The 13,245-nt window shown below is 40.1% G+C and carries 12 protein-coding genes; 11 read left to right on the forward strand and 1 reads right to left on the reverse strand.

From position 1 onward, the window contains the following. Positions 1–2: 2 nt before the first annotated feature. The 3 genes from glmM (at position 3) to MHB62_RS01150 (ending at position 3,772) form a co-directional block, all read left to right on the forward strand. A complete protein-coding gene (glmM, locus tag MHB62_RS01140; RefSeq protein ID WP_014478651.1) occupies positions 3–1,349 on the forward strand; it encodes a phosphoglucosamine mutase in 1,347 nt (448 codons plus the stop codon). 433 nt (positions 1,350–1,782) lie between these two features. Further along, positions 1,783–3,585, forward strand: a complete 1,803-nt coding sequence (glmS, locus tag MHB62_RS01145) for a glutamine--fructose-6-phosphate transaminase (isomerizing) (protein WP_015252962.1) — start codon at positions 1,783–1,785, stop codon at positions 3,583–3,585. Between the two features lie 46 nt (positions 3,586–3,631). Next, entirely contained in the window at positions 3,632–3,772 is a 141-nt protein-coding gene (locus tag MHB62_RS01150; RefSeq protein WP_017694947.1) for a hypothetical protein, read from the forward strand. A 266-nt stretch (positions 3,773–4,038) separates the two neighbouring features. On the opposite strand, the gene alkA is transcribed toward MHB62_RS01150, so the two are convergent. Beyond that, a complete protein-coding gene (gene alkA, locus MHB62_RS01155; protein WP_032722864.1) occupies positions 4,039–4,950 on the reverse strand; it encodes a DNA-3-methyladenine glycosidase II in 912 nt (303 codons plus the stop codon). Between the two features lie 272 nt (positions 4,951–5,222). On the opposite strand from alkA, the gene adaA reads away from it, so the two are divergent. The 8 genes from adaA to MHB62_RS01195 all read left to right on the forward strand — a co-directional run bounded on the left by adaA (position 5,223) and on the right by MHB62_RS01195 (position 13,236). Beyond that, positions 5,223–5,858 (forward strand): bifunctional transcriptional activator/DNA repair enzyme AdaA, encoded by a 636-nt coding sequence (gene adaA, locus MHB62_RS01160; RefSeq protein WP_032722866.1) that lies wholly within the window; start codon positions 5,223–5,225, stop codon positions 5,856–5,858. After that, the gene (adaB, locus tag MHB62_RS01165; protein ID WP_032722867.1) at positions 5,845–6,384 is read left to right on the forward strand and encodes a methylated-DNA--[protein]-cysteine S-methyltransferase; all 540 of its coding nucleotides are present in this window, start codon (positions 5,845–5,847) and stop codon (positions 6,382–6,384) included. Before adaA ends, adaB begins: the two co-directional genes overlap by 14 nt. A gap of 518 nt (positions 6,385–6,902) precedes the next feature. Beyond that, positions 6,903–8,420, forward strand: coding sequence for an NADH dehydrogenase subunit 5 (locus tag MHB62_RS01170; RefSeq protein WP_029726932.1), 1,518 nt, complete (start codon positions 6,903–6,905; stop codon positions 8,418–8,420). A gap of 14 nt (positions 8,421–8,434) precedes the next feature. Further along, positions 8,435–11,047 carry a DUF2309 domain-containing protein gene (locus MHB62_RS01175; RefSeq protein ID WP_029726933.1) on the forward strand — a complete coding sequence of 871 codons (2,613 nt, stop codon included), beginning with the start codon at positions 8,435–8,437 and terminating at the stop codon, positions 11,045–11,047. Positions 11,048–11,123: 76 nt separating this feature from the next. Then, positions 11,124–11,654 carry a carbonic anhydrase gene (locus tag MHB62_RS01180; RefSeq protein WP_017694953.1) on the forward strand — a complete coding sequence of 177 codons (531 nt, stop codon included), beginning with the start codon at positions 11,124–11,126 and terminating at the stop codon, positions 11,652–11,654. A 60-nt stretch (positions 11,655–11,714) separates the two neighbouring features. Beyond that, complete coding sequence (locus MHB62_RS01185) at positions 11,715–12,005, forward strand: DUF6407 family protein (RefSeq protein WP_017694954.1); 291 nt, start codon at positions 11,715–11,717, stop codon at positions 12,003–12,005. A 57-nt stretch (positions 12,006–12,062) separates the two neighbouring features. Next, positions 12,063–12,437, forward strand: a complete 375-nt coding sequence (locus MHB62_RS01190) for a DUF2294 domain-containing protein (protein WP_003246482.1) — start codon at positions 12,063–12,065, stop codon at positions 12,435–12,437. 496 nt (positions 12,438–12,933) lie between these two features. After that, positions 12,934–13,236, forward strand: a complete 303-nt coding sequence (locus MHB62_RS01195) for a helix-turn-helix transcriptional regulator (protein WP_003234907.1) — start codon at positions 12,934–12,936, stop codon at positions 13,234–13,236. Positions 13,237–13,245: the final 9 nt, after the last annotated feature.

Raw genomic sequence — 13,245 nt, forward strand, 5'->3', positions numbered from 1 at the left:
AAATGGGCAAGTATTTTGGAACAGACGGTGTAAGAGGTGTCGCCAATAGTGAGCTTACACCTGAGCTGGCCTTTAAAGTCGGACGTTTCGGCGGTTATGTGCTGACAAAAGACAAACAACGTCCAAAAGTGCTGATAGGCCGCGATACACGCATCTCCGGCCATATGCTGGAGGGAGCCCTTGTCGCCGGACTTTTATCCATTGGCGCAGAAGTCATGCGTCTGGGCGTCATTTCTACACCAGGTGTATCTTATTTGACAAAAGCGATGGATGCAGAGGCGGGCGTCATGATTTCCGCTTCTCATAACCCAGTGCAGGATAACGGCATCAAATTCTTTGGGGGAGATGGATTTAAGCTTTCTGATGAACAAGAGGCTGAAATTGAGCGCCTGATGGACGAACCTGAGGATAAGCTGCCAAGACCTGTCGGAGCAGACCTTGGACTTGTAAACGATTATTTTGAAGGCGGACAAAAATATCTGCAATTCTTAAAACAGACAGCTGATGAAGATTTCACAGGCATTCATGTGGCCTTGGACTGTGCCCATGGCGCAACGTCATCCTTGGCGACACACCTGTTTGCTGATTTAGATGCAGATGTTTCTACAATGGGGACTTCCCCGAACGGATTAAACATTAATGACGGCGTCGGTTCGACTCATCCCGAAGCGCTCAGCGCGTTTGTCAAAGAGAAAAACGCGGATCTCGGCCTTGCATTCGACGGTGACGGCGACCGCCTGATTGCTGTCGATGAAAAAGGAAATATTGTAGACGGCGACCAAATCATGTACATATGCTCAAAACACCTGAAATCAGAGGGCCGTTTAAAGGATGATACTTTGGTTTCAACCGTGATGAGCAACCTCGGCTTCTATAAGGCGCTCGAAAAAGAAGGCATCAAAAGCGTACAGACAGCTGTCGGCGACCGCTACGTAGTAGAAGCAATGAAAAAAGACGGCTACAACGTCGGCGGAGAGCAGTCAGGACATCTTATTTTCCTTGATTACAACACGACAGGGGACGGATTATTGTCTGCTATTATGCTGATGAACACTTTGAAAGCCACAGGCAAGCCACTGTCAGAGCTTGCAGCTGAAATGCAGAAGTTCCCGCAGCTGTTAGTCAATGTGAGAGTGACTGATAAATATAAAGTTGAAGAAAATGAAAAAGTAAAAGCAGTTATTTCTGAAGTTGAAAAAGAAATGAACGGCGACGGCCGGATTTTGGTGCGCCCTTCAGGAACTGAACCGCTCGTCCGTGTCATGGCTGAAGCGAAGACGAAAGAGCTGTGCGATGAGTATGTCAATCGCATTGTTGAAGTCGTCCGGTCAGAAATGGGATTAGAGTAACGAAGTCTATTATCAGAGAGTGAACAAGACAAGCGAGGTTTACATAAGATAATTGTGAGACATACGGCAAAGTTGTTTAAAAAACAATTGACCGTTTATGCCACATGTTGTAAAATCAAGCTTGTCTTGTTCTTATTTTCTCAATAGGAAAAGAAGACGGGATTATTGCTTTACCTATAATTATAGCGCCCGAACTAAGCGCCCGGAAAAAGGCTTAGTTGACGAGGATGGAGGTTATCGAATTTTCGGCGGATGCCTCCCGGCTGAGTATGCAGATCACAGCCGTAAGGATTTCTTCAAACCAAGGGGGTGACTCCTTGAACAAAGAGAAATCACATGATCTTCCAAAAAACATGTAGGAGGGGACGATTGAAAGTCCCCTTGAAATTTGACTTTCTTCGTCTCCTTTTACAATCTTAGGAGGAAGAAAAATATGTGTGGAATCGTAGGTTATATCGGTCAGCTTGATGCGAAGGAAATTTTATTAAAAGGGTTAGAGAAGCTTGAGTATCGCGGTTATGACTCTGCTGGTATTGCTGTTGCCAACGAACAGGGAATCCATGTGTTCAAAGAAAAAGGACGCATTGCAGATCTTCGTGAAGTTGTGGATGCCAATGTAGAGGCGAAAGCCGGAATTGGGCATACTCGCTGGGCTACACACGGCGAACCAAGCTATCTGAACGCTCACCCGCATCAAAGCGCACTGGGCCGCTTTACACTTGTTCATAACGGCGTGATCGAGAACTATGTTCAGCTGAAGCAAGAGTATTTGCAAGATGTAGAGCTCAAAAGTGACACCGATACAGAAGTAGTCGTTCAAGTAATCGAGCAATTCGTCAATGGAGGACTTGAGACAGAAGAAGCGTTCCGTAAAACACTTACACTGTTAAAAGGCTCTTATGCAATTGCTTTATTCGATAACGACAACAGAGAAACGATTTTTGTAGCGAAAAACAAAAGCCCTCTATTAGTAGGTCTTGGAGATACATTCAACGTCGTAGCATCTGATGCAATGGCGATGCTTCAAGTAACCAACGAATATGTTGAGCTGATGGATAAAGAAATGGTTATCGTCACTGATGACCAAGTTGTCATCAAAAACCTTGATGGTGACGTGATTACACGTGCGTCTTATATTGCTGAGCTTGATGCCAGTGATATCGAAAAAGGCACGTACCCTCACTACATGTTGAAAGAAACGGATGAGCAGCCTGTTGTTATGCGCAAAATCATCCAAACGTATCAAGATGAAAACGGCAAGCTGTCTGTGCCTGGCGATATCGCTGCCGCTGTAGCGGAAGCGGACCGCATCTATATCATTGGCTGCGGAACAAGCTACCATGCAGGACTTGTCGGTAAACAATATATTGAAATGTGGGCAAACGTGCCGGTTGAAGTGCATGTAGCGAGTGAATTCTCCTACAACATGCCGCTTCTGTCTAAGAAACCGCTCTTCATTTTCCTTTCTCAAAGCGGAGAAACAGCAGACAGCCGCGCGGTTCTCGTTCAAGTCAAAGCACTCGGACACAAAGCCCTGACAATCACAAACGTACCTGGATCAACGCTTTCTCGTGAAGCTGACTATACATTGCTGCTTCATGCAGGCCCTGAGATCGCTGTTGCGTCAACGAAAGCATACACTGCACAAATTGCAGTTCTTGCGGTTCTTGCTTCTGTGGCTGCTGACAAAAACGGCATCGATATCGGATTTGACCTCGTCAAAGAACTCGGTATCGCTGCAAACGCAATGGAAGCTCTATGCGACCAGAAAGACGAAATGGAAATGATCGCCCGTGAATACCTGACTGTATCCAGAAATGCTTTCTTCATCGGACGCGGCCTTGACTACTTCGTATGTGTCGAAGGCGCACTGAAGCTGAAAGAGATTTCTTACATCCAGGCAGAAGGTTTTGCCGGCGGTGAGCTAAAGCACGGAACGATTGCCTTGATCGAACAAGGAACACCAGTATTCGCACTGGCAACTCAAGAGCACGTAAACCTAAGCATCCGCGGAAACGTCAAAGAAGTTGCTGCTCGCGGAGCAAACACATGCATCATCTCACTGAAAGGCCTAGACGATGCGGATGACAGATTCGTACTGCCGGAAGTAAACCCAGCGCTTGCTCCGTTGGTATCTGTTGTTCCATTGCAGCTGATCGCTTACTATGCTGCACTGCATCGCGGCTGTGATGTTGATAAACCGCGTAACCTTGCGAAGAGTGTTACTGTGGAGTAATAAATGTTTAACCCCTTTGGATAAGATTATCTAAAGGGGTGTTTTTATGTCCAAAAGAGAAAGAACGTCTACAGTGGAAAAATGGATTAAAGAAGGTGATGGTACAGGACTCGACTATCTATCGGCCATGGCTATAGATTTAAGATGTTTCCTCATTAGGTCGGTCAATCAGGTTAAAAGGCATTAAAACTTTTGCCTAACTGAGTTTTCTAATGTTAATACAGATATAAGAGAGCAGTTCCTCATTATGATACGCTTTTGATAGCAGTTGGAATAAAGCATGCTAGAAATCCGAAAACCGGAGAGCCTATTGGAATGATAACGTGTTTTTTTATTGTCAATTAATAAAGGCAAAAGAATTCTAGAAGTCGCACTTACAATGTACTTGTGGGCCTTAGGTTTTAAAGCTCATTCTTTTTTTATTGAGTACATTCCGGTTTAAGTTGAAATGATTCAGTAAAGGACACGCCATAAATAAAAGGTAGCGTATGATTGCCATTCTTTCCATGGAACCGATATTTCTAAGATTTCATCTTTCGTAGGCTTTCGGTTCATATTACGTAATATTTTTATCGAATGAATAAGACCCACATCATCGATTGGAAAAGCTGTCGGGAACCTAAGGCAGCGCATTAGAACATAATTGGCTGTCCAAGGACCGATTCCTCGTATTTTAATTAAGTTTTTTTCAGCATCTTTAAAGTTCATTTTCATTAATTTTTCCCTCGATAATTCTCCACTTGCCATTAATCTGGCTATTCCAATGATATATTCACTTTTTTTCACCGTCATTTTAATATCTGCCAGGTCGGTAGGGGTTAACCGTGCAATTCGCTCGTACGGTGGGAACACCCAATACTTTTTACCATTCCATTCAATAGAATCGCCAAATGCTTCTACAAATTGCTTCTTTAAGGAGTACGCGAAGGCTAAGTTAATTTGTTGCCCTAAAACTCCCCAACATAAAGCTTCAAATAAATCGGGAATGCCGATCACTCGCAACCCATAAAATTTTCGGGCAGGCATTTTAAGTAATGGATCTGCTTTTGCCATTTCATAAAATGGAGTTAAATCGTTATCAAGATCAAACCATTCATGAATATATTTTACAATCTCTTCCCGTTTCCACTGCTCAACAGGTCTAGAATCGTTTAGGAATTGAACAATCATTTGTTTATTATTGATTACGCTTACCTGCACTAAGGACCGAATTTCCCCAATGGCTATAACTTTTGTAATGATATTGTTCTCTATTTCATACATGCATTCATTTTTTTCCCTGGTTAGGTAGCCTAGGTTCGCATTCATGTCGAAAATTTCAGGTAATGTAATGACAATAACATCATTGACTTCATGCCATGCCACTTTTTCATTCTCCTTATCTTAAATAATTATAAGAAAACTCACGCTGGTTGAAATTAGTTTATCACATAATCATCTTTACTCATTTTGTTATCTTGCTATTACATTCTAACCATCTTATTTTTTTCTATTTATGAGGTTATAGTGTAGTTATCAAGAATGCTAAACGGGAGTAGATAAAAATGGCCCAAGATATAAAAAACGCGTGTCGAAAATTTAAATTGGGATTCAATTCAAAATGAATTAGATGAGCCATGTAAGGAGAGGTGAGATAAATGCCGGATAGTATCAATAACGGACATAAAGAGAGCCATGATCATAGAATTTCGAATGATGTAGAAATGATAACAGATGAAAAGTGGCAAGCAATTATAAATAATGATGCAGCGTACAATAATCAATTTTTCTACGCTGTTAAATCGACAGGGATATTCTGTAAACCATCCTGTAAATCTCGCGTTCCGAAAAAAGAAAATGTATGCATTTTTCCAAACGCAGAACAAGCTCTCCGCGCAAATTTTCGCCCTTGTAAACGTTGCAAGCCCACTAATGAAAAAATGCCTGATAGCGAGTGGGTTGATTTAATTACTGAATACATTGATAAAAATTTCACAGAAAAATTAACGCTAGAATCGTTAGCAGATATTTGTCATGGGAGTCCGTATCATATGCATCGAACATTTAAAAAGATTAAAGGCATTACGCTGGTTGAGTATATACAACAAGTTAGAGTACACGCGGCTAAAAAGTATTTGATTCAGACAAATAAATCGATTGGAGATATCGCTATATGTGTGGGTATAGCTAACGCGCCTTATTTTATTACTTTATTTAAAAAGAAAACTGGACAGACACCAGCACAATTTCGTCAAATGAGTAAAATGGAGGAAACGTACAATGGAAACAAATAAACCAACCCTTTATTGGTCTTTACTAATGTTCAAGAATTGGAATTTTTATATTGCTTCAACTTTAAAGGGGCTTGTGTTTGTAGGTTCACAGAACAAACCAATCGAGGAATTGTTCGAATGGGCTAAGAAACGCTTTCCAGGAAGTCTTCTTGTTGAAGATGATGATAAGCTTGAACCCTATGCTGTTGAAATCACTCAATATCTAGAAGGAAAGCGGAAAAACTTTACTGTTCCAGTTGAGTACGCCGGTACGCAATTTCAGATAGCCGTCTGGAATGCACTTTGTGAAATTCCTTATGGACAGACGAAATCCTATTCCGACATTGCAAATGATATAAATAAACCAGCAGCTGTTCGTGCTGTAGGTGCGGCTATTGGGGCTAATCCGGTATTAATTACTGTACCGTGCCATCGTGTAATAGGAAAGAATGGCTCATTAACTGGCTATCGGGGCGGATTTGAAATGAAGACACTGCTCCTCGATCTGGAAAAGCGAGCTTCATCTGAAATGGATGTTCCTCATTGAAAGTGAATCATCTATAATGGGTTGGATTCTTTTAGAGGAAAGTAAAGACCAGTTTACTGATAAACTTGACAACTTTTAAAATTTAGCATATCTTATACGTAACTTAATAAATCGATGCAGATGTTTATTTTTCCTTTTAAAATATGTAGGCCTTTAGCATTCTTTTCATATTTAATTTTAAATATTGATAGGATGAAAAAGTATCCTAATAAAAAAGGAAGAGAACATAGTCGATTTATTTGATAATCAGGACTATATTAAAGGAAATGAAAACATAGCATAAAGTAAAGACCAATAATAAGGTAGCACTTCAAAAAACTTCGCTGAAGTTAGTTGAAGTGAAGCCGACAATTTTCAGGATTCAATGATCTAACATAATCATTGAAATTTTGAAGTTGTCGGCTTTTTTGTTGGAAAAAAATAGAGATAAATAAAAATTGAAATAAATAATAGACAAATATGATCTGATTGAAAGGTCTTTTGACCAATAATGAGTTTTAAAAAAGGGAGAATTTAGAATGTTAGTTTCGCTGAGTTTGTCATCATTATTAACATTATTTTTTATTATGCTTATGGCTTCTGGGATTAGTGGACTATTGTTTTTACATCCGCGAGTACCCTTGAGTTTTGTTCGCATTCATATTGGGATCTTGGCTTTACCACTTTTGGTTTCCTTACTGATTCTTGCCAATAGTGGTGTGAGTGGAAATGTTGGCCCTTGGCACTTAGATTCCTTAGCTTGTTTAATGACTTTCTTTGTTCTTGCAATTGGATTCATCATTCAGCGTTTTTCTGTACGTTACTTAATGGGGGATCGATCTTATCGAAAATATTTTACGCTTTTTACTTTCACAACAGGAGCTGCTTCAATGACATGGTTAAGTGGTGATCTCCGCTTGATGGTTCTATTTTGGGGAGCGACTCTTGTTGGATTAACCTTACTTATTAGGTTAAACAGTGCTTGGCAAGTGGCTAGTGAAGCAGCCAAAATTTCTGGCCGGTTATTTTTGTTAAGTTGGTTTTCTTTGTTTTTTGCGATGATGTGGCTTTTTCATGCCACAGGTCAATGGCAGCTATCATTGGTTGTAACAAATGAAAGTTTAGCTGGGCTGGGAGAATGGGAGAGAACAGGGATTCAGCTATTGATTGTACTGGCGGTGATCATTCCTGCAGCTCAATGGCCGTTCCAAAGATGGTTGGTTGAGTCTATTGTTGCTCCCACCCCAGTTTCTGCAATTATGCATGCAGGTTTAGTAAATGCTGGAGGAATAATACTAACTCGATTTTCACCTCTATTTCATGGTGGTATCGCTTCGATTATCTTACTTCTGCTTGCTAGCATTTCTGTATTGATTGGAACTGGAATTAGTTTAGTTCAGGTTGATTATAAACGCCAGTTAGTAGGCTCCACGATTGGACAAATGGGGTTTATGCTCATTCAGTGTGCATTAGGCGCCTATATAGCAGCCATTATTCATCTTATTTTACATGGTTTATTCAAAGCTACGTTGTTTCTACAAGCTGGTTCAGCAGTAGGGCGTCATGAAGTATCGGCTCGCACTAATGAAAGAACATCCTATTTATGGATCATGGCTGGTCGGATTTTATCCTTAGTTATAGGTGTTGCTTTTTGGCTCGCTGCTCCTGGAGAGGGATCTCAATTCATTAGTGCGCTGATCTTAGGGTGGTCATTGTCCGTTTCTTGGAATCAGCTTGTCGCTTTTGGAGAGGGCCGAATTGGCCGAATTGTCGGCTTAACTGTTTTAGGAGGAGCAGCCCTCGTATATTTTATCATTCATCACCTTTTCTATAAGTGGCTGCATACAACCATTTTTCAAAGTGTTCAACCTCCAATGTCAGCTGTCATGATTGTCGTATGTCTCTTACTATTTGGCAGTGCTTTAGGTACGTGGGTTGCTCGTCATCGTTCTTCCGTTTTTTTCGCGGTACTCTATCTTTGGTTAGTTCGATTAGGTGAAGCAAAACCAAAGTCAGTAGAGAGTCACCCAGACTACCTTAAACAATATATTTCATAAGGAGCTAATCTGAGATGGGCATTACATCCGTATTAACGAAAGATAATGTAAACAAGATAGATACAGATATTGATGTTCAAGAAAGGGATCTTAACGTTTTCATTACATCTGCCAGCCGAGTGATTGCGCCACTTTGGCCTATTTCTACATTTGCTGCACGTAATCCGTGGATGGGACTTGAAAACCAACCTTTTGATCAGGTTGCAAGTTGGTTGAAAAACACTCGTGATGTTGATATATACCCTAGTGCGTCTATGATCCGTTCAGCAAAGAATAAAGGTGAGATTGATGAAGATTTTGTGGAAATGGGGCTGCAGCGTTGGCTTGATTCACATTCCTATCACATTCCACGGGACGTGGCAGAGCGATTTTGTCATGCTGCATTAAAGTTAGATCCCCTGCCTTCCGACCTTTTATCATCACATGAGCTGGAGAAATTAGTAGGTGAATGTAGTGGATTGGATCATATCGAGAATGTGTTTATGCAGCCACTAAGTTCGTATATAGAGAATCAAGATGGTGAAAGGCTAGTCAATATACTAGATCATCATGTCATTAAATGGAGTAAATTATATCTTGATGACTCTCAAGCAGGCTGGACAATGCCTAATCGTGAGGAAGGTTTCTATCGTGCTTGGCAGCATCTCATTCAATATGATCCAGCACTTAGTAAAAAGCAGCGAGAAAGGTTAAAAGGTTGGCCGAAAGAGGCACATTTGGCTTTACAGGAAGCCTTATTCGCACTAGAAATCCCAGAGTCAGAAATCCAGACTTATCTTGAAGGTCATTTACTTTCATTACCTGGATGGGCAGGGATGATGCTTTGGCGCTCCCAGCAATCGAGCCACGAACATGCACTCCTAACAGAATACTTAGCGGTTCGAATATCCATGGAGTGGGCTCTTATAAAGCCATACTTACCTTTGAATGAACGATCTAAGAAAACAATTTCAATTGCTCCCCTTATAGCAGCTTGGATTCATTGGGGTGGGCATACATTAGAAGAATGGTCACAGATGACGGCCATTGAACAAAACGAATATTTATCATTTGCCTACAGCTTTGATGAGAAACTTCGCAAGAAACTTTGGTTAGAAGCTTGGGAACAAACGTACACTGATCGATTAAGCCAGAAGATCATCTCGAAACAACGTGAAACCGGCGGTGAAAAATCTGCATTAGCTCAATTAGCATTCTGCATCGATGTACGATCAGAACCTTTTCGTCGTCAACTAGAAAAAGAAGGTCCGTTTGAAACGATTGGTATTGCTGGTTTCTTCGGGGTGCCAATTGCAACTTGTGAACTTGGCAGTAAACACAGTCATGCTTCCTTGCCGATCATACAAAAACCGCAATATAAAATAAAAGAGTTCGCAGATGAGGATGTATTCAAAAAATACAATCAACGGAAGCAAGCAATTCATTCTTTAAGCCATACCTTTAAAACGATGAAGCAGAATGCGCTTTCGAGCTTACTACTGCCTGAGCTAAGCGGACCTTGGCTTACTCTGCAAATGGCAGCCCGTAGCTTTGTGCCAAGAAAGGCGGGTCGTTTCATTCGTAATCTCCGTGAGGCTTGGTTACGCAAACCTGATACAAAACTCTCGCTTCATCATGATGCTACAGAGGCAGAAATACCTGTGGGTTTTACTGATGAAGAAAAAGTGAACTATGCTCGCCAAGCATTAAAAATGATGGGGTTAACAGAGAACATCGCACCATTGGTCGTAATTTGCGGGCATGGCAGTCAAAGCACTAATAATCCTTATTCTGCAGCCCTTGATTGTGGTGCCTGCGGTGGAGCGGCCGGTGGATTCAATGCAAGAGTTTTAGCTGCTTTATGTAATCTATCAGAGGTACGAGAAGCTCTTTTAGCTGAAGGAATTAAAATTCCTGAGGATACGGTTTTTGCAGCAGCTGAACATAATACAACAGTAGATGAATTACATTGGCTTTATGTACCAGAGCTTTCCGAAGCTGCACAAGAAGCATTTGAACAAATTGAAGCCGTTATGCCGAAAGTGAGACATCATGTAAACGCAGAACGTCTAGCCCAATTACCGAATTTCCAATCGAAGCTAAAAAATCCGAAGGCTGAGGCAAACCGATTTGCGGAAGATTGGAGTGAGATACGTCCGGAATGGGGACTGGCTCGTAATGCCGCTTTTATTATCGGTAAACGTGAACTAACTCAGGATTGTGATTTGGAAGGCAGAGCCTTTCTCCATAATTATGATTGGAAGCAGGATGAAAGCGGTGAACTCCTAGCAAATATTATTGCAGGACCTGGAACTGTAGCCCAATGGATTAATTTACAATATTACGCATCAACGGTAGCACCTCATTATTATGGCAGCGGAAATAAAGCAACTCAAACCGTTACTGCAGGTCTCGGCGTTATGCAGGGGAATGCAAGCGATTTGTTAGCCGGACTGCCTTGGCAATCCGTCATGGAATCAGATCACGAGGCCTATCATTCTCCTCTTCGTTTATTGATACTCATCCAAGCACCTAGAGAATATGTAGAACGGTTATTAAATAATGATTCAGCATTTCTGCAAAAAGTTCAAAATGGATGGGTCCGACTGGCTAGTCTTGATCCAGAAGGATGTTGGGAAAGCTGGTAATGATGAATCTAAGCATTTATCAAATGGATTTGTTATTCAAAATAAAAATGATAAACATAAGGAAGAGGTGTGCTGTATGAATGTAAACCAAAATAAAAAAGTATTATTTTTGACGGATATTGAAAACGGTTTGGAGCCTATTTTACAAGAAGCGACTAACACTTCTGCAGAGAATATGTTGACTATACAAAGCTATGGTGCCGGTATTTCACATCCTTATGGAGAAATCATGAGGTCTGTTATTTTTGCGATTTACCAGGAAGATGTTGAGGAGATTTTTGTAGTAGGAACAAAAGATAAGAAGACTTCCGCAGGTAATGGACTAACTCAACTTGAAACAATGAAAGATAAAATACAAACATTGGATTATCTTTTTCAAAATTGCAAGCCTGAATTTTTAGGTGGTACGGTCGATGAATGGCTAAATGAAAATAGCAGTGACACCATTGAAAAAAGTGTTGATATGATTCGACATCATCCCCTAGTGCCGTCATATGTTAAAGTTAGAGGTTTATTCGTTCATCATAAGGATGGAAAACCCTCAATCGCGGAGGGTCCTGATGCTAAAACAGGTCAAGCCATACCTGATCATTGCTTGTCACGATGAAATACAGGTTCAACTTCTAAACGCACCCATATATGGAGAAAGCAGTTCTAAGGAGATTGTATGAGCGCTAATTTAACTGATTTTGTCACGAAAACAATAGAGGACATGAACTCGTTTGATCGTGAAAATATGGAATTTATGAAAAAACTAATTAGAAAAGCAATTGATTTTTATCATCTAAAGTCTTATGAAGAAGTTGAGGAAACCCATTCAGGAAATGTTCGATTTTTGCATGTCCACTCTATGATGGAAGAAAATATGTTATCCAAAATGATAGTGGTCACAAGAAACGGTAAAACTGATTTGGATATTGAAGGTGTATATGAAGGATATGTTGTAAGAGAATATTAATGAGACGAAATCACAAATAGAATATGCCAATTTTTTTGCTCAGGAGATGTATTAGATATGAAAAAGTCTAAGGGTTCTATTGAATCAGAGATCAGTAAGTCCATTACTCAATGGGAGAAGGATTATCTTGGGCGGGGGTCTGTATCTGTTAAGACTGATATACTGCGGGACATGATCATCGTCAATTTAAAAGGGATTTTAACACCAGCCGAATATGTAGTTTGTGGATCAAAAGAGGGTATGTTATCTATCAAACAAACTCGTTCGGAGTTAGTTGAATCAGGTATAGAAGGCCTTAAGGATATTATCTTAAAAATAACCGGAGAAAAAGTGAAAAGTTTTCATACTGATTTAAGCTCCCGGACAGGTGAACGAGTGATGGTATTTAAATTATGTAATGATCTAGAGAAAAATTTGGAAAAGATCTTATAATCTAAAGAAAATAAATGTTAAGACGGTATGGAATTTGTTGTGAATTGAACATAAAGAACTGCCGATTCTTTTGTTTTACAATTATGGTATCATTGATAACTTTTATTCATATCCTAAGCGGACATAAAGAGATGTCAATTCATAGTACACTGACTTGTTATTCCTGTCGAAAGATCTAACATCCGCTGTTGTTATGAGCGGATGTTTTTTTACATCTATTTTAAATACATGAATTTGATGCTGGTGATTAGTCACTTGAACAATATTAAATTCATTTTAATTGAAAACATCCTTGTCACCTTCCAGGTTCACCCAAGTGTTTTGTGAAATGATTATGAGACCAATTTCGTAAAGCTTGATGATAAATTTAAGCGGTGAACAAAATTGATATGCTGTCTTCAGTTTCATTTCACGGAATTAGTCAGAGATAAACCTTTAATTAAATATATCCAAAAAACGGATTGACATATCGAAATATAACGATATAATAATCGATATGGAACCAATTGAAGTATTCAAAGCCTTATCAAATGAATCAAGGCTGCAAATTTTACAATGGCTGAAGGAGCCCGATCGTCATTTTGCACCCCATGAAGGGATTGATATGAACACAATCGGGGTATGTGTCAGTCAAATAACAGACAAATTGAAAATGACGCAATCGACAGCTTCTCAATATCTTACCATCCTTTTAAGAGCCGGCCTAATTAAGGCGGAGCGAATCGGAAAGTACACGTATTACAAAAGAGATGAAGAAGCCATTGGGAAACTTGCTGACTTTCTTAAAACAGAGATATAAAAATAAACA

Origin of the sequence: Bacillus sp. FSL K6-0255, assembly GCF_045040725.1 — a bacterium.
In the GTDB taxonomy this organism is placed as follows: domain Bacteria; phylum Bacillota; class Bacilli; order Bacillales; family Bacillaceae; genus Bacillus; species Bacillus subtilis.